16 protein-coding genes and 1 tRNA gene are annotated in these 17,356 nt (G+C 55.9%); 9 read left to right on the plus strand and 8 right to left on the minus strand.

Annotated features, from left to right (window positions below):
* Positions 1–5 precede the first annotated feature (5 nt).
* Positions 6–2,912 carry a hypothetical protein gene (locus J2T58_RS06300; protein ID WP_253488259.1) on the plus strand — a complete coding sequence of 969 codons (2,907 nt, stop codon included), beginning with the start codon at positions 6–8 and terminating at the stop codon, positions 2,910–2,912.
* 221 nt (positions 2,913–3,133) lie between these two features.
* Here J2T58_RS06300 and cobA read toward each other — a convergent pair whose 3' ends face one another.
* The 6 genes from cobA to J2T58_RS06330 are packed head-to-tail and all read right to left on the minus strand — an operon-like array spanning position 3,134 to position 8,865.
* Positions 3,134–3,901, minus strand: coding sequence for a uroporphyrinogen-III C-methyltransferase (gene cobA, locus J2T58_RS06305; protein ID WP_253488260.1), 768 nt, complete (start codon positions 3,899–3,901; stop codon positions 3,134–3,136).
* The gene (gene hemC, locus J2T58_RS06310) at positions 3,898–4,791 is read right to left on the minus strand and encodes a hydroxymethylbilane synthase (protein WP_253488261.1); all 894 of its coding nucleotides are present in this window, start codon (positions 4,789–4,791) and stop codon (positions 3,898–3,900) included. The genes cobA and hemC overlap by 4 nt, the downstream gene beginning before the upstream one ends.
* A complete protein-coding gene (hemL, locus tag J2T58_RS06315) occupies positions 4,779–6,023 on the minus strand; it encodes a glutamate-1-semialdehyde 2,1-aminomutase (protein WP_253488262.1) in 1,245 nt (414 codons plus the stop codon). The genes hemC and hemL overlap by 13 nt, the downstream gene beginning before the upstream one ends.
* A complete protein-coding gene (gene hemB / locus J2T58_RS06320; RefSeq protein ID WP_253488263.1) occupies positions 6,013–6,993 on the minus strand; it encodes a porphobilinogen synthase in 981 nt (326 codons plus the stop codon). The genes hemL and hemB overlap by 11 nt, the downstream gene beginning before the upstream one ends.
* Positions 6,972–8,246 carry a glutamyl-tRNA reductase gene (gene hemA, locus J2T58_RS06325; RefSeq protein ID WP_253488264.1) on the minus strand — a complete coding sequence of 425 codons (1,275 nt, stop codon included), beginning with the start codon at positions 8,244–8,246 and terminating at the stop codon, positions 6,972–6,974. The genes hemB and hemA overlap by 22 nt, the downstream gene beginning before the upstream one ends.
* Positions 8,239–8,865 (minus strand): precorrin-2 dehydrogenase/sirohydrochlorin ferrochelatase family protein, encoded by a 627-nt coding sequence (locus tag J2T58_RS06330; RefSeq protein WP_253488265.1) that lies wholly within the window; start codon positions 8,863–8,865, stop codon positions 8,239–8,241. The genes hemA and J2T58_RS06330 overlap by 8 nt, the downstream gene beginning before the upstream one ends.
* A gap of 152 nt (positions 8,866–9,017) precedes the next feature.
* Here J2T58_RS06330 and J2T58_RS06335 point away from each other — a divergent pair.
* A tRNA-Gly gene (locus J2T58_RS06335) sits at positions 9,018–9,089 on the plus strand.
* Positions 9,090–9,283: 194 nt separating this feature from the next.
* On the opposite strand, the gene J2T58_RS06340 is transcribed toward J2T58_RS06335, so the two are convergent.
* Positions 9,284–9,775 carry a hypothetical protein gene (locus J2T58_RS06340; RefSeq protein ID WP_253488266.1) on the minus strand — a complete coding sequence of 164 codons (492 nt, stop codon included), beginning with the start codon at positions 9,773–9,775 and terminating at the stop codon, positions 9,284–9,286.
* A gap of 78 nt (positions 9,776–9,853) precedes the next feature.
* On the opposite strand from J2T58_RS06340, the gene J2T58_RS06345 reads away from it, so the two are divergent.
* The 7 genes from J2T58_RS06345 to J2T58_RS06375 are packed head-to-tail and all read left to right on the plus strand — an operon-like array spanning position 9,854 to position 16,210.
* Positions 9,854–10,117, plus strand: coding sequence for a DUF8044 family membrane protein (locus J2T58_RS06345; protein WP_253488267.1), 264 nt, complete (start codon positions 9,854–9,856; stop codon positions 10,115–10,117).
* Entirely contained in the window at positions 10,114–11,892 is a 1,779-nt protein-coding gene (locus J2T58_RS06350) for a carboxypeptidase-like regulatory domain-containing protein (RefSeq protein WP_253488268.1), read from the plus strand. The genes J2T58_RS06345 and J2T58_RS06350 overlap by 4 nt, the downstream gene beginning before the upstream one ends.
* Positions 11,889–12,749 (plus strand): DUF4350 domain-containing protein, encoded by an 861-nt coding sequence (locus tag J2T58_RS06355; RefSeq protein ID WP_253488269.1) that lies wholly within the window; start codon positions 11,889–11,891, stop codon positions 12,747–12,749. The genes J2T58_RS06350 and J2T58_RS06355 overlap by 4 nt, the downstream gene beginning before the upstream one ends.
* Before the next feature lie 11 nt (positions 12,750–12,760).
* A complete protein-coding gene (locus J2T58_RS06360) occupies positions 12,761–13,726 on the plus strand; it encodes an AAA family ATPase (RefSeq protein WP_253488270.1) in 966 nt (321 codons plus the stop codon).
* Positions 13,713–14,966 (plus strand): DUF58 domain-containing protein, encoded by a 1,254-nt coding sequence (locus J2T58_RS06365; RefSeq protein WP_253488271.1) that lies wholly within the window; start codon positions 13,713–13,715, stop codon positions 14,964–14,966. Before J2T58_RS06360 ends, J2T58_RS06365 begins: the two co-directional genes overlap by 14 nt.
* Positions 14,967–15,422, plus strand: a complete 456-nt coding sequence (locus tag J2T58_RS06370) for a hypothetical protein (RefSeq protein ID WP_253488272.1) — start codon at positions 14,967–14,969, stop codon at positions 15,420–15,422.
* On the plus strand, positions 15,419–16,210 hold the full coding sequence (locus J2T58_RS06375) for a hypothetical protein (RefSeq protein WP_253488273.1): 792 nt from the start codon (positions 15,419–15,421) through the stop codon (positions 16,208–16,210). The genes J2T58_RS06370 and J2T58_RS06375 overlap by 4 nt, the downstream gene beginning before the upstream one ends.
* Here the strand turns inward: J2T58_RS06375 and J2T58_RS06380 are convergent.
* Positions 16,197–17,168, minus strand: coding sequence for a DUF1616 domain-containing protein (locus J2T58_RS06380; RefSeq protein WP_253488274.1), 972 nt, complete (start codon positions 17,166–17,168; stop codon positions 16,197–16,199). The two genes, J2T58_RS06375 and J2T58_RS06380, sit on opposite strands and share 14 nt — an antisense overlap.
* Positions 17,169–17,356: the final 188 nt, after the last annotated feature.

Consider the following 17,356-nt stretch of genomic DNA (forward strand, 5'->3'; position numbering starts at 1 on the left):
GCATTATGAAAAGAATAGAGACGAAGTGGCTCATGGTGCTGCTTGCCATAGCCATGATGGTATCTCTGGTGACGGTGGTTAGCGCTGAACCAGATATTGAAGCTAATTATGGCTTCATCCCCAATTCGGGTGAAGCCAGTGTTTCGAAGGTGGAATTAACGACCTTTACCGAAGTTGCCCGGTACTATACGGCTCAGCGGTCAGATCCCGATCCCTATGACTGGCGAACCTCGCGTATCGCCATGGATAGGGACGGCAACGCCTGGGTTATCAATGTCGGGGCCGACGGTACAAACCTGCAGGGCTCTATTGTCAGGATTCAGGCGGACACCACTGGCCTAGATACCAATTCGGATCCGCTCAATCCCAAGGACTTCAGCACTGACCAGGCTGTGCAGGTATTTCCTGTTGGGGAACCCGGTGAGATGCCCAGAGCCATTGCGATTGATGCTGATGGCTATATCTGGGTTGGGTTCTACAGCGGCGGATACCTGCAGAAGTATCGGTATGATGAGGATGCACCTCTACCTCAGGATAGACTTACCCCTATTGGAGATCAATTCCAGTTTACCACCAACATCAAGTTCTACGAGATGAAGTTCGCCCCGGACGCAACGGACGGAACTCTCTGGATATCCAGCCGCAGCTCAACTCCAGATAGACCGGGAACCCAGGGCATTTTCAGCTTTAATGGAACAACTTTTACTTTAGAACGTGAAGTTAACCCCTACTCGTTGCTTATTGCCGATGACGGCACGGTGTATGCCACGGCGTACAGCAATGAACTGCATATTCGCGATCCCGATACCGGCGCCTGGAGCGTCGTAATCATCAGCGGTTCCAGTCAGAACCGGGGCATGGCCTTTGACGATTATGGCAGGATCTGGATAGCCAGCACCGTTGGCACAACTGGTGGTACTGTCGTTTACTCGTATAATATCACAGCAAAAACCCCTGGCCCCACATACACACTCACCAATGGCACGACGCCGGTGGGTGTTGGGAAGGATGCTGCAGGGAACATGTGGGCAGTCTGCCGGAGCGATGCGATGGCTCAGGGCTGGATAGAGGGCTTTAACCCTGAAAACCAGGATAAAGTCGGCGCAATTCAGGTTGGCCACCGCCCCTATGCCTATGGCGACTTTGTTGTGGTCGCACCGCCCAAGGGCAAGATATGCGGCACAAAATACGAGGATTTCTGGACAGGTGTAAAAAACCGAGAAACAATTGGTGGCTGGATCATTTATTTGTTTGACGAAGAACTCGTTGAACTGGCTCAGACAGAGACTGATGAATATGGCAACTACTGTTTCGAAAATCTCCAGTATGGCACCTACTATGTCTATGAACAATGGGATGACTGCTATGCTTCAATTGACCCAGCATCAGGCTTCCACGAGGTTGAACTTAATAGTGTCAATGGCGAGGTATATGAAATAAAAGGTAAGGATTTTGTTAACAGGAGAGGTAAAATCCAGGGTATAAAGGTCAACTGGGATGGTGAGGGCACCTTTGATCCTCAAGTGAATCCAATCTCTGATGTGCTGATCCTCCTCTACAAGGGCGAGCCTGCCAACGGTGAGCCCAATGTAGATGATGCGTTTAAATCAACAACAACTGACGACAAAGGCTTCTATGCGTTCGATGAGCTTTGTCCGGATATCTACTACGTCTACGAAAAACTCGATGAAGACTGGAAGCAGACGTACCCTGCAAGCGGTTTCTACGTAGTTGAACTTGAGGCCGGTGTTCGTGCAACCGGAAAGCATTTCGGCAACAGGGAGTTAATAGAGAAGCTTACCGTCACCAAGACCGTGGAGACCTCGTTCACCCGAGAACACTTCTGGGACATTGCCAAGAAAGTTGAAACCGAAAACGGACTTGAGCTTGACGGCATCCCCAAGATCTGGCTCTACACGAACGGTGACGGCAATGAAACCGCAACCTGGAAGGTTGATGTGACCTACGATGGCTTCAAGGACCGCGAATTCAAGGTAAATGGCACAATAACCATCGAGAATACCGGCGACGTTGATGCTGTAATCACCGGCATTAATGATTTCCTTGCTGGAACGCTGATTAACGTTGATTTCGGCGTTACATTCCCATATACGCTGCCTTTCGGGGATACCCTGACATGCACCTACGAAGTAGATGTCGAAGAGAAAGTTGAAGTCGTTAACGAAGTAACGGTCACCACTGAGCGGGATGAGTATTTCGCAGACGCAGAGATCGTCTGGTGCGACGACCCGACCACTGAAATTAACAAGACCGTCACCATCGTTGATGACAGCGAATTCTTAGAAGAAGAGGATGAGCTCGGCACAGCGACTGCCCCGTACGGAGTCACATATACCTACGATAAAGACTTTGCATGGGCGGACTACGGTGCTGATAACTGCGGTTCATTTGCCTACGACAACACCGCCACCATCTTCGAGACAGAGCAATCTGCCTCTGCCACGCTCAAAGTGAACGTCCAGAAATATGTCTTCGACGGCGAGACTGCCTGGGCTGCGAATGGGACTAAGCCTCTCGAACTCAGGTACACCGATAGGGGCAACTGGGCGACCTACGTTAAGTATGAAGCAGGAAAGAAAACAACATTGTTCGCCGGGCAGACCATTCCTGTTGGCGAAGTAACGTTCTCGGCATGTGATGGCGAGGAAGTTACTATCACCGTCACGCTGGCGGATGGTTGGGACTTTGAGGATGTCGGCGAGAACCTCAAGGTTCAGGATTATGAAATAGCCCCGAGCGGGAACCCGGCACCCGGGCGTTTTGATCACAAGTTCACTGTGGATTCAGAAGTGAAATCCTTTGACATCACAGTCCCCTGCAACAACTTCTATGGTGTCCACGTGAACGTCGGGCAGTGGATTCCCGACCCAACCTTCGGTCCATTATACTAGACATCCTGTACCGATCTCTGAATGAACAAAGCAGATCCCGGGATGGGGAAACCCCCCATCTCCAGGATTTGTTACACACTTAAAAGAAAACGGGGGGAGGGATACGAAACACCCATCCCCCCTCTTCTCTCTTTTTGATCACCCCTCGGAGCGGCGAGTGCATCCTTTTCTCTCAGCAACGCCACTTCAAAAAAAACGTACCTCCCGAAGATCCCGGCTGCTCACCGGCTCCCGGTGTCCCTGCTCCACGCCCCCTCGCTCCCGTCGCGATAGAGCGAGACGACCTCCCCGATGACGATGATGGCCGGGGGCTTTACCCCTGATTCTTCCGCCTTCTTTGTTATATCTGCAAGTGTTCCTGTGGTGACCCGCTGATCCGGCCGGAACCCGCGTTCGATGATCGCAACCGGCTTTGTCCCTGCCATCCCATGTTCAATGAGCGACCCGGTGATCACCGGGAGATTCTTCACGCCCATCAGGATGACGATGGTGCCGGGTGATCCCGCAAGCCACTTCCAGTCGATGGCCGACTCCTCCTTGGTCGGATCTTCATGCCCGGTGAGGAAGGTGACCTGGCTTGCCCATGTCCGGTGGGTGACCGGGATGCCGACACATTCGGGGACGGCGACGGCGCTTGTGATCCCCGGGACGACCTCAACGGTGATGTTATGCTCCCTGAGCACCTCCATCTCCTCCCCTCCACGGCCGAAGACGAATGAGTCGCCGCCCTTCAGCCGGACGACCCGGTATCCCTTCTTTGCCCGGTCCACCATCAGGCTCTCGATCTCGTCCTGGGTGAGGGTGTGCGCCCCCCCGAACTTGCCGCAGTTGATCTTCTCTGCGGATGCCGGCAATGAGGCCAGAATCTCTTCTCCCGGCAGCTGATCATAGAGGATGACCTCTGCTGCATCGATCACCTCGCGTGCCCGAAATGTCAGAAGCCCAAGGCCGCCGGGCCCCGAACCAACAAGATATACAATTCCGCTCATGGTTTCTCCAGTCCTAGTGTCGTCTTTGCCTCACGTATCAGGTCGGCTGCGGCATCCCTCAGCTCACGGCCGGTGAAGCGTGCATCGTCAATATCATCAACTCTCCGTTCAATCCGCTCGGATCTCGATCCGTCAAGGGAGAGGATCTCAGCGATGAGGTAGCGATCCCGGCAGAAGATCCCCTGGGGGGTGAAGCAGCCACCTCCCACCTCCTCCATAACCGCCCGTTCGATCATCGTATCCATGCGTGTCTCCGGATGGTCGAGGGGTGCAAGTGCGTCCTTCAAAACGGTATCATCCCTGCAGACGATGGCGATGGTTCCCTGGTTTGGTGCTGGAACGAACTGTGTCACAGGAAGCCGGATACCATTGATCTGCATCCCCATCCTGACCAGTCCTGCCTCGGCGAGCATGATCGCGTCATAGTCCCCGTCCCTGAGTTTTCTGATCCGGGTATCGATATTCCCCCGCAGCTCCCGGATCTCGAGATCCGGATCATGCCGCAGGAGCTGGGCCCGCCGCCGCGTGCTTGATGTCCCGATGTTTGCGATCTCATCAAGGGGTGTATCAAAAGCGAGATAGTCCGTTGGCGGGTCACGGGGGAGGATGGCCGGGGTGGCAAGCCCTTCCGGCCGGAGTGCGGGGATATCCTTCATGCTGTGGACGGCGACATCGATCTCGCCCCGGAGGATCGCATCATCGAGTGCCCGGACAAAGATACCCTGGCCACCGACCTGATGAAGCGGGACAGTCGTATCGGCATCTCCTTCGGTTCTGATGATCGTCGTCTCGGTTTTGAGACCTCGTTCTGCCAGGAGGCGGGAGACGATCTCGGTCTGGCGCATCGCAAGGGCGCTCCCCCGTGTCCCGATTCGGATCAGTTGAGGCATGAGGAGAAGGCCCCGGCAATACTGCTGATATCCTCGTCCGTATGGGTCGATGATATGAAACAGGATTCAAACTGCGCAGGCGGGAAGAAGATGCCCGATGCGAGTGACTTTTTCCAGAAGGCTCCAAATCGGGTGGTATCGCTCTCCTTTGCCTCGGTATAGTTCTCTGGCGGGGCATTCCTGAAGAAGTAGGTGAACATGGATCCGGTCCTGACAAATGAGCCGTCTGCGGTTCCTGGAATGCTCTCTTCAATGACCCGTGCCTGTTCGTCAAGCCGGGTGTAGAATGCCGGGTCGCCTCTCAGCAGGTCGATGGTGGCAATGCCTGCTGCAAGGGAGAGCGGGTTTCCATTGAAGGTGCCTGCCTGGTAGACCGGGCCTGCCGGGGCGATCATCTCCATGATCTCCCTCTTTCCGCCGAATGCACCAATCGGGAGGCCGCCGCCGATGATCTTCCCGAGTGTGGTGAGATCTGGTGTCACTCCATACTGTTCCTGTGCACCACCAATGCCGAGGCGATACCCGGTGATCACCTCGTCGAAGATGAGCAGGACGTCATGCTCTTCGGTGATCGCCCGCACCTCCTTCAGGTACTCCTTCTCCGGGAGGATCGTCCCGACATTGCCCATCACCGGTTCGATGATGAATGCGGCGATATCCGTGTCTTCACTCAGTATGGTCGCAAGTGCCTCAGCGTCATTGTACGGGACCTGCCCGGTCAGCTCAGCGACAGCCGGGGGAACTCCTGCCGAGTCAGGGATCCCAAGCGTCGTCGCGCCTGATCCCGCCTTGATCAGGACGCTGTCATGGGCGCCGTGAAATCCCCCTTCGATCTTGAGGATCTTCTTCCTGCCTGTATAGCCACGGGCGAGCCGGATCGCTGCCATCGTCGCCTCTGCACCGCTTGAGACGCACCGCACCATCTCAATACCCCTGTGATCCCGGATGAGCCGCTCGGCCATCAGGATCTCAAGCTCGGTCGGTGTTCCATAGAGCCATCCCTTCTCAAGCTGGCTTCGTATGGCGTCTGCCACCTGGTTATGTGCATGGCCGAGGATGAGCGGACCGTACCCGAGGCAGCAGTCGATGAGTTCATCCCCATCGCATGTGCTGATACGGGACCCTTTCCCTGCGTCTGTATAGAAGGGGTATGGCTTAATCGCCCTGACCGGGCTGCTGACGCCTCCGGGGAGGAGGGATACTGCTCGACTGAATAACTCATCACTTCTCATGTAACCACCGTGCGACATCTTCTGCAAAGTATGTAATGATCAGGCCCGCCCCCGCTCTCTTGATCGAGATGAGGGACTCAAGGACAACTTTTTCTTCATCGATCCATCCGTTAGCGGCAGCTGCCTTGATCATGGCATACTCCCCGCTCACCTGGTAGGCGGCGACCGGGAGGCCGAGTGCCGTGATCTCCCTGATGATATCAAGATAGAGCCCCGCCGGCTTCACCATCAGGATATCAGCCCCCTCTTCTGCATCAAGGAGCGACTCCCGGTATGCCTCGTTTCTGTTTGCCGGGTCCATCTGGTAGGTGGAGCGGTCGCCCTGGCAGCATCCCGAATCAGCCGCCTCCCTGAAGGGGCCGTAGAGCGCGCTCGCAAATTTTGTCGAATACGAGAGGATTGGAATCGCGGAGAAGCCTTCTCCGTCAAGAGCCTCCCGAATCGCCATCACCTGCCCATCCAGCATACAGGAGGGCGCCACCATCTCTGCTCCTGCCCGTGCATGGCTGACTGCAATCCGTCCCATCAGGTCAAGGGAGAGATCATTGTCGAGCTCAGGGCAGTCTCCGCACTCCGTGATGATCCCGCAATGGCCATGATCGGTGTACTCGCATGCACAGACATCAGTGATGACGAGCATCTCCGGCAGTTGAGATCGGATCAGTCGGACCGCCTGCTGGATGATCCCGTTGTCTGCATAGGCCGATGCTGCACCCGGATCCTTCTCGTTGGGGATGCCAAAGAGGATCACCGCCCTGATACCTGCGGAAGAGAGCCGTCTGATCGCCTCCGGGAGGTCTCTGAGGGGTAGCCTCGACTGCCCGGGCATCGAGGGGATGGGGGCAGGGTGCTGGATCGTCTCATCAATGAAGAGCGGGGCGATGAGATCGTCTGTTGTAAGGTTCGTCTCCCTCACCAGAGGCTGCAATTTTCGGGCTCTGAGTCTTCTCAATCGTGTCGTCGGAAACATAGTCTCTCTCCTTTTGTTATCGCATCGACGATGCCTTCGGCGGTCTCGAGATCACACTCCTCCGCACAGGTCCTGACCGACATCGTCGCATCGGCGAGGATCTTCCCTGTCAGGACGCGTGTCAGGTCATCGATGACCTGGATGACCTTCGGATCCGCCGACCCGATACGGTTGATCGCCTTATCCCGCTCACGGATGCGGATCGCCTCAGCCCATGTATGCAGTGCTGCAATGGTATCATTTGCTGCGGCACGGTTGATCCTCCGGATGAAGGTGTCGAGTTCGGACTCGATGAGGGAGCGGATTGTCTCTGCCTCATTTTTTCTTGCCTCAAGGTTCTCTTCAGATATTGACCGGAGATCATCAATGGTGAAGAGGTGGACGCCCGGGATCTCCCGGAGAGCATCTTCGGTATCCCGCGGCTGTGCAATATCGATGATGATGAGGGGCCTGGGCTTCTCATCAAGCGGCCATCTTCGTCCCGCCATCGCATCTGCAAGTTCGTCCCGTTTGATCACGATATGCGGGGCTGCTGTGCAGGAGATGACAACATCCGAGAGGGTGATGACCGGGAAGAGCTCTTTGAAGGTGATGGCTTTTCCCCCGATCTCTTCTGCCAGCTCAACTGCCCGTTCATGGGTCCGGTTTGTCACATAGATGGCGGTGAGATCCTTCTCCCTGAGTGCTTTTGTGACGAGCCGGCCCATCTCTCCGGTCCCGATGACGAGGATATGGCGGTTCTTCAGGGTGCCGAGGAGCTCTTCTGCCAGCTTGACGGCGGCAGAACCGATGGAGACCGATCCCCTGTTGATCATCGTCGTCTGCCTGACCGAGACACCGAAATGAATCGCCGTGTTGATGCTGATATCGATCGCCTGGCTGTTCCCGCCGGCGGCCGTTGAGGTGAGGAGGGCTTTTCGCATCTGGCCGAGGATCTGATCCTCACCGACGATCATCGAGTTGATCCCGCTTGCGAGGCCGAGGAGGTGGCGGAGTGCGCCAAGGCCATGATGAATGGTGAACCTGGTCCTTCCAAGGCTCTGCATGAAACGGGCGAGGTCCTGGGGATCTCCCTGGACGAGGACCTCGACGCGGTTGCAGGTCTGGAGGAGGAGGACGCCTTTGTATCGTGAGCGTGCCTGCCTGATGAACTCCTCCTCATCCGGAAACCGGAACTCTTCCAGCTCCTTCTGGCTGGCCGTCTGGTGATCGAGGCCGGCGATTGCGATCGGGACGAGGAGGCCGTCACTCATGGGCATACCTCAGAAGTGCAGATCGGATCGTCTCGTCCCTGGCTCTGGTAAGCCCCAGGGTGATCTCCGGGTCCTCCGCTGCCTCCCTGAGCCTCCGCCGCCGCTCCTCCTCCGGGAGATCGGTCTTCTTCAATGCCTCGCGCAGGGTGCGCTGAAGATCGATCATTGCATCCGTCTCCGGTGCAATTGCTTCAAACCGTTCCCTGAGGAGCCGTGCAACAACAGGGCTTCCCCCTGATGTGGCGAATCCGATGATGAGGTTCTCGCCACGGACCATCGAGGGGATCATGACATCGCCGGCCCTGCCGTCGGCATTGTTGAAGAGGCACCCCTCCTCTGCTGCGATCCCCCCGATCCGGTCATTGATCGCCTTGCTGGAGGTTGCTGCTATCGTGAGAAACGCACCCCTGAGGTATGCTCTGATCTCGTCATCATGCATCCGGGAGATGTCTGCCTCTATCTGCGTAATCGGAAGGTCGGTGATCGGATCTGAGAAGCTCCGGCTGATCACCGAGACGTCCGCCTCTCCGGCGAAGTACCGGGCTTTTCGTGTGGCAACCGTACCTCCGCCGAAGATGATGACTTTCTTATCTGTACAATCGATGATCAGGGGGATCATTTCCTTTAGTTTTGTGATGCTGGACTATTAAGATGACGATTTTTCTGATAGGATGCTATTGCACGGGTATCTTTGTCAGAAGGCAGGGGGATTTCGATATGAATAAATATGGAGAGATCATATCTATTTAGGTCGCAGGGCACTGCCCCGATGCGTCGATAGTGTAGTGGTTATCACTAGGCGTTGCCAACGCCTAAACCCGGGTTCGAGTCCCGGTCGACGCACTCGCTCTTCTTCTCTTCAGTTCTTTCCGGTATCTGCCGAACTATCTCATCGGATTTGAGACATGGTGACGATACTCTTCATTGCGATGCAGTAAAGAGTGGTTGAACCAGGACTATCCCCATCCGGTGTTCAGAGTGGCATGGGGAAGAGCTCGTCCGAAGACTGGTATTCCGAGTCTGGAAACAAAAAAAGATTATTTGATAGTATGCACCAGCTCCGGGATGATGGTGACGTTCCCGAACTCTTCTGTCGTGTTATCGGGGAAGGTGACCGTTGCGATCTCCGGGGCAAGATCAACCTTTACGAGGGGGGCAAACCAGTAATTCTCCAGTGCAGTGACCGCAGATGAGAAGTCAAGAACAGGAACTGTGTAGACTGTTCCCTCATGTGTATATCTGGTTTGGGCGAGTCTATCAACCGTAAACTGAACCGATCCCGATGTTACTTCCTTGATCTCAACCGGCCGGTTGTAGTTCCGTTCAAGGGCATGCTTCAGCTCCTTCTCAGGCTCTGCTATCCTGAGATAGACGGCGACACGCTCAATCCATGTCAGGGTGTAGTCAAATTGTATCTCCGCATCCCCGTTCTCCTCGATTGTCAGGGTGAAGCGGTCCGCGCTGAATGCTGCTGCCGGCAGAGCCAGGGAGATGATGAGGAGTATCGTGATAAGTACTGTCGATCGCATGGGTATCACCTGTATGATGGTATCAATGGATATTATAGTATCAGGTCTCATATAGGTATTGTATCACGGGTGATTTGGATGCAGATCAGATCAGGAGAACTTGCAGTATCGGCAATCACCATCTGGATGGGGATCGTGATCTTCTTCATGATCCTTGCCGAGAGCCCTGATCTTGAGATCCTCTTCGTACTCGTCCTCATCGGGATGCTTGTGATCGCACAGCTTGCGGATCCTGTTCATATCAGGCCGCTCTTTCTCAGGCGCCTCCGTTATATTATCGCCGCCGGCGTCATCCTCTTTGGTGCCATCGTCGTCCATAAAATTATGGAGATCATCAGTTGATCAGAAGAGGAAGAGAATCAAAGCATCAGTTGCCGACACTCCCGGCCGTAGCGGTGGCACTATGCATCGTCCTCCTCCTCATCACCCCGCATGCTGCAATCCCCACCCTGTACTCTCCTGAATCTGATGCATTCACCCCGATGCATGACCGGGTTTCGGTCCTGAGGCAGGTCTCGCAGGATACTACAGGCGTCGCCATCCCGCTGATGGAGGAGATCTTTTTGAGTTCCGGCACCCTCATTCTCAACCTTAATCTGAAGGACTTTGAATCCGCAGAGAGGGATCTTGATGAGTACCTTGCCCGATCACGACAGTTTGACAACCTGGTGATCCGGCTTGATATGTCCCAGTCGGATCTTGATGAGTGGCGTCGGCTGAATGCGCAGAACAGGGAGGATCTCATCTCATTATTTGAGGATACCCAGCGCTTCTCTGATCTGAAAAGGCTTGAGATCGAATATCGGGATGCGAATGATCCGGATATGCTCTACTCTGTCATGTATGAGGGGGAGGGGCTCAGATCGAGAATACGGGAGGCGGTATCATCGTATGCGGGTCGGAGTGACGAGGTGGTCGCAGCCTCGGAACGGTACGGTGTTGAGACGGCTGACTACATACAGAGTGTCGATGATGCACGTACACTCTCTGCGAGTGTTGAGGAGGAGCAGGAGGAGCGATCATCGACCATACGGACGGCGGTCCCCCCAAAGGAAGGCCGATCGATCACCATCGCCATTGCCCCTGAAGAGGTGCGGTATGGCGATACCCTGACAATATCCGGCCGTATCATCGGGTCCGGAAGCCGGGATGTCGAACTCTTCCTTGACAGCGGACTGCTCTGGAGTGGTGCTGCCGCATCTGACGGAGCCTATCGTTACCAGATGCGAATCGGGATGATCCGTTCAGGGATGCATACACTCTATGCGACCAGTGACGGCGCCTTCTCGGATGTCCTGACGTTCCGGGTCATCCGATCCCCGACATCCCTGACGCTCTCTTCGTCCGGAGGGGGGAATGTACATGGAGTGCTACTCTCCGGGGATACCCCGGTCTCCAGGGCTCCGATCAGAATCCTCTCCGCAGGAAGGCAGGTTGCAACCATGACGACTGATGCGGAAGGCCGGTTTGCTGGTCCGCTCAGGCTGCCACCTGGTGATCACCGGGTCATTGCAGCCTTCGATGATGTCAGGTTTCCGCTTGAACCTTCATGGAGTGGTGAGGTGCTTCTCCATCTCCCACCCGAAGAGGAGAGGCAGTGGTTCAGATCAAGCCACCCACAGGATCCCGCCGCTGAGGGTGGGAGGATCAGGGAGGTCATCCTCCCCATTCTGATCGTTCTCGTACTGCTTGCTCTGGCCAATTGGGGATTCCGGAACCTGCGGCGCAGGCAGACCATCCCCGATCCCCCGGCTCCCTTTATGGTGGCGTTACCGGATGATATCGAAGAGAGCCACGAAGGTGCTCCCGAACCGGATCTACCTCCACAACCGGAGGGGGTGGCAGATACGGTACTTGAAGCGTATCATGCCGCTGCCGGATCCGATTATCCGGCCGCGCTCCGCCATCTCTTCATCTCCCTCGCCGGTGCTGCCGGGCTGGAGGATCCCGCCTGTTCGACGGTCGGGGATCTCCGAAAGGCTCAATCATCCGATCCCCGTATACACGCATGGCTGACTGTGTATGAACGGGTCCTGTATGCAGGGTATCATCCGACGGATGAGGAGCGCGACCGGCTCCTCGCCGAGTATCGTGTCCTCCGGGAGGTGCCGCCATGAGATCGTCTCTTCTTATCGCCGGTCTCCTCATCCTCCTCACCCTGGGTGCTGCCGGCGCCCATCTCCAGGCAACCAATGCTGAACTGTCACGGTTCAATCCCGGCTGGAATGGGACCGCGGCCTTCTTCTCCCTGTCAGAGAGTAAGGGCGCCGTGATCCACAGTCCTGGGACCACCCCCCCTCTCCATCCGGATCGGTATCTCATCATCGCTCCTGATGGGATAGGTGCCGAATCGATAGCCAGAGGGGTTCTTGGAGCCGGAGGGACCGTCATCATCGCTGATGAGGAGGGGGGTGCAAACCAGCTTCTTGAGGCACTTGGTCTGGGGATGCGCATCAATCCCGGAAATGTATCAAGTGTTGATATGGAGTTTGCATCTACCAGGACGGTGCGTGCCGACGTCAGTTCGAACCACTGGCTCTTTGAGGGTGTTGAAACTCTCGTCTTTAACCGCCCCTCGTCCATCGAGGGGGGTGAGGAGCTCGTCCGGACATCGGTCTTCTCCTGGATCGATCATGATGGCGACGGCAGCCCCGGACCTGGCGAGGAGCTTGGCCGCTATACATTGATCGCATCGGAGAGGGCCGGGGCCGGTGAGATGATCCTGATCGCAGATGCAAGCCTCTTCGCCTCAACGATGCAGCAGGTCCGGAGGCTCCATGACAACCCCCGTCTCCTTGAAAATCTTCTTGATTCGGATACTGTCATGGTGGATGCCGTGTACGGGCGGCCTGCGGATGCAGAAGGGCCGGCATATTATGTTCATATGATAAAATCCGCACCAATAAGTAGCATTATCGCCATACTTCTACTGATGATAGCTGTTGCCTTCGCGTTCCGCAGGCAGATCCTTTAGTCGTGAATTCCATGTCTTCCGAAATCTCCATTCCAGAGATCGCACAGAGGTGCGATGAGATCCGTTCGCTTTTAAATGAATATGTCGTCGGGAAGGAGTCTTTGATTGAGCTGATCAACATCGCCCTCCTCTCAGACGGACACATCCTTATCGAGGGTGTTCCCGGAACTGCCAAGACGACGATCGCCAAGGCATATGCAAAGATCCTCGGCTACTCGTTCAATCGTGTGCAGTGTGCCGTTGATACGCAGCCTGCCGATATCCTCGGCCTTCGGATCTATGATCAGCAGAAGGGCGATTTTGTCCTTCGGAAGGGACCGGCATTCTCAAACATTCTCCTGATTGATGAGTTGAACCGGCTGAACCCGAGGACGCAGAGTGCCTTCATCGAGGTGATGAGTGAATGGCAGGTCACGATCGATGGGGAGCGGCTCGTCCTGCCGACCCCGTTCTTTGTGATCGCCACACAGAACCCGTTTGAGTTTGAAGGAACCTTCCCGCTCATCGAGGCGCAGAAGGATCGCTTTATGTACAGTTTCACCTCCGAACATCTCAATCCCGATGAGGAGCTGGAGGTTCTTCAGAGGCTTGGTTCAGGGAGACTTGACTGGCAGAGGTACTTTGCCTCCCTCGAAGCGTATACCGGGATGACCGATCTCTTCAGCCTCAGGGATGCTGTCGCATCGGTTCATATTGAGGACCGGGTCGTCGGGTATATCCGGGATCTTGTCATTGCCACGCGCTCGAATGGTGATATCTTCCTTGGTGCAAGTACACGGGCATCCATCGCCTTTTATAAAGGGAGTAAGGCAGTTGCTGCTCTCCGTGGCCGCGATTTTGTGACCCCCGATGACGTCCGGGCGATCGCACCGCATATTCTTCAGCACAGGATCATCCTCCGCCGTGAAGCTGAGATCGCCGGGATCACCCCCGAGTCTGTTGTCAGTGATATTATCCGATCAGTTGAGGTGCCCTGAGGTGCGGCCGACACCCCTCTCCCGTGCCATCGGTGCCGCCGGTATCCTCACCGTGGCAGGGGGCGGCGCTATGGGGAGTACCCCCGGTGTGCTGGCCGGAACGCTGATCCTCCTCTTTCTCTTCTCACGTGCGGCCGTCTTCTTCGCCGGGGAGAAGATGGTCATCCGGAGCATCAGGACAGAACGGCGGTGTGACAACCTGATCGTCAGGCAGTACGGGCTCATCACCGTCACCCTTTCAGCAAAAGCCGAGATACCGGAGGGAATGGCGGTTACGATGCATGATCATCCGGGACCGGGGTTCTCATGGTTTGGTCTTCTTCCCCCGCTCGATCTCCGGAAGGAGACCGAGATCAGGTACCACATCAGGGCGATCACCCGCGGCACTGTCTCATTCCATGGTATGGCTCTGCGGCTGGCGGACAGATATTTCGGGTCAGAGGTCCGCTTCGGCCGCGAAGAGGATCGGAGTCCGATCATCCGTGTACAGCCCCAGGGTTCTCCTGTCCTTGCCATCGGGGACAGCCTGGGGTACGGCGATGCGACATCCCGGCGGTATACCTCTCCGTCCGGCACCGTCGTCCGTTCCTTTCGTGAGTATATGCCCGGCGATGATACCCGCAAGATCGACTGGAAAGCAACGGCGAAACGGGACCAGCTCATCATCCGGGAGACATTTGCGCAGCGTGGCGAGGTCCCGGTGATTGTTTTGGATCTCTCTGCAGATCTCTCTGATAACGAGCGGCTTGTTGGTTTTTCAGCCGGCACCATCGAAGAGACGCTCAAGGTATCCCATTCTGTCTCTCTCCTGGTCATCGCCGGGGGGACTGTGCTGCGGTTCATGCCAAATGAACGCCAGGCCCACCGGGTCCTTGCTGCCATCCGGGATCTCCCTTCTGTATACAGGGATCACCACTTTTACAGGTACGCAGCACCATCCGATCTTGCCATCCGGATGAAAGCCGCACCTCCAAACTCCGGATTGAACCGTTGGTATGAAGCGGTCCACCAGATCCGGGGGATTCCGGCATTTGAGATGGAATGTGTTCGTGCCTTTTCACGGGCAAGGGGGAGATCCCTCCTCCTCTTCAGCGCATGCACCGGTGATCTCAGCCATCTTGACATGGTCGCACGGGCCGCCAGAAGGATTGGCCTGTCTCTCCATCTCCGGATTCCTTCGTCATTCCCGGAAGGATATATTCTCTCATCGCTCTCCCCTGACTCCGTCGAGGTGATCTGAATGGTACGTATCTCTGCTGATGATGGTATCGCCCTCCTCTTTCTTCTCGTCTCGGGAGGCGCTCTCCTCGTTTTAGATCCGGTCCTCCTGATCGCATGGCCGATAGCCCTCGCCGGGATGCTCGTCTCACGCCGGCATGATGATCAGGGGGTGGCCCGGCTCTGCGGCGGTATCCCCCTCGTCGTTGCGGTCGGCTACCTTTCGATCCCTCTGATGATGGTCCCGGCCCTCCTCCTCATCGCCCTGGCTGCAGGTCCGGAGAATCTTCTCTCAAAGCGGATGCCGATGGGGGGTCTCATCCTCGCGGGAGGATCTCTTCTCGCCCTTCTGTCTATCCCCGGTGCTGATCCGTTCAGGGCGATGCTTATTGTCCTCATCCTGGCTGGTCTCCTCTCCGGCCTCCTTTACCTCCTGGAGCATGCAGTACGCCGGACGGTCAGGGGTGATGGCGTATGAACATTCCGGATCTCATGTACAGAATCCGCCACCCGCGAGAATCGGATGATGCTAAGGCTGCTCTTCTCCTCTTCATCGCTGCAGCAGCCTCTCTTGGGCTAGTTGCCTTCACCGACAGGGCAGATATGACGACGGCCACCCTCATCCTCTGTGGTTTCGCCTGCTTCATCGCCGGACTCTTCCTTCTGACCTTCCACAGGGGAGCCACCATCTCACCGGAGATTGCGGGTCTGCTTGATCCCGGTACCCGGATAGCTTTTGCCCGGGTTGCTGCCGATCTCGGTATAGATGGGGATGCAGCCATTCTTCCCCGGGGTGATGATGATCCCCTGCAGTTTATCTCTTCCGGCCTCTCCGGGATTCCGGCAGGAGAGATCCATACCTCACTCTGTATCGAGGAGGGATCGGTCGGCCTCTCGGTTCCACCATCAGCCCTTCCGCTCCGGAACCATCTTCGGGATGAATACGGGCTTGATACCTCTATAGGGGTCGAATCAGCTCTCTCAGCATACTCGGAGGCGATCATCACCTGCCTTGAACTGGCTGATCAGGTTCAGGCATCGGTCGAAGGCGACGATCCCGTCATTGAGATCACCGGGTTTACCCTCTTTGAGGGGTGCCGGGTGGTTCAGAACGAGTCGCCGAAGTGCTGCACGATGGTTCCCTGTGCAATCTGCGGCCTTGCCGGTCTTCTCCTTGCCGAGGCGACCGGAAGACCCTGGATCTATGATCAGATCACGATGAACCCTGAGGATCGATCGGTTCGGATCGTCCTCAGGTCACCCTGATCCAAAGATGGAGATCCCGGTAGCTGCTGTTGACCAGTTCTGCCGGGGAGAGGCCGGGTCCCGGGAGATCCTCGGTGAAGAGGAGGAACTGGATCCGGTTAATCTCTGTGTCGCTGATGGTGAAATTGAAGCGTCGTTCAACGGTCTCGTTATGCGGGATCTCGATCTGGTAGGAACCAAGCGGGATTGACGAGAGGATTGATGATGTATTTGTGCTGGTATCGAACTGCTGATTGAAGCCGAAGATCTGTGTGGTATAGGTGACGTTTCTGTACTCGTGGTTCCCTATCCCGATGATGACAAACTGTTCTGTTCCCGCACGGAAGTTCGTCGGGTAGTCCGCAGCCTTCCCCTTCTCCCCGAGGATATAGAACTCGGTAAACTTCTCCCCTTCTTTTGGGACGACGATCACAAAGATGGTGGTGCCGATGGCGAGGATGATGGCGCAGATGAGGATGATGCTCAAAGCGCGATCGAGCCTGTTGCTCTCCACCGGGAAGAGCTCCTCTTGAATCTCTTCCCTGACTTCTTTGAACGGGATCTTCAGTCGTTGGTCGACAGGGAGGATCATCCTCCTGTATGCGGCGATCGTCGCCATTGCGAGGGCGAAGATGACGAGCGAGGTGACGATGGGATCGAGCCGGATCCCCCAGGGTGTGTAGTTTAACCCAAGACCGATTAACGGAACGACCGCGATGGATAACCCAAACGAGAGCGCGATCCGTTCGATCCAGTCGAGATCGTCATCTGCGGGGAAGAGGGCCGCGATGAGGAGGTAGCCTGGAATGAAGAGGATGAAAGGGAGGGCGAAGGCCACCCGAAATGGCGTATTCTGAAGGAAGGGGAGATAGATACAGCTGACGGTTCCGATGATCCAGAGGAGCGCTATCTTCAGATCAATAGGAAGTGTGCGGGGATTGAGGAGGTCGAAGGCGATATCGGGTGGCTCCGGTTTCATGATAGAGTGGTTAGGTGCGTATCGAGATAATAGCTGTTGATACTGTTGAGCATCAGATTGGTATAATAGGACTTACGCACAAATTTAGTTGAACCAAAAGATCAATATATTAGTAAAGCATAAAATAATGCGTGTCAAAGCAGTATCAAGTAACTGACACGGATTACATACATTTCCTCGTTGCAGCT

Source organism: Methanocalculus alkaliphilus (genome assembly GCF_024170505.1).
Classification (GTDB): domain Archaea; phylum Halobacteriota; class Methanomicrobia; order Methanomicrobiales; family Methanocorpusculaceae; genus Methanocalculus; species Methanocalculus alkaliphilus.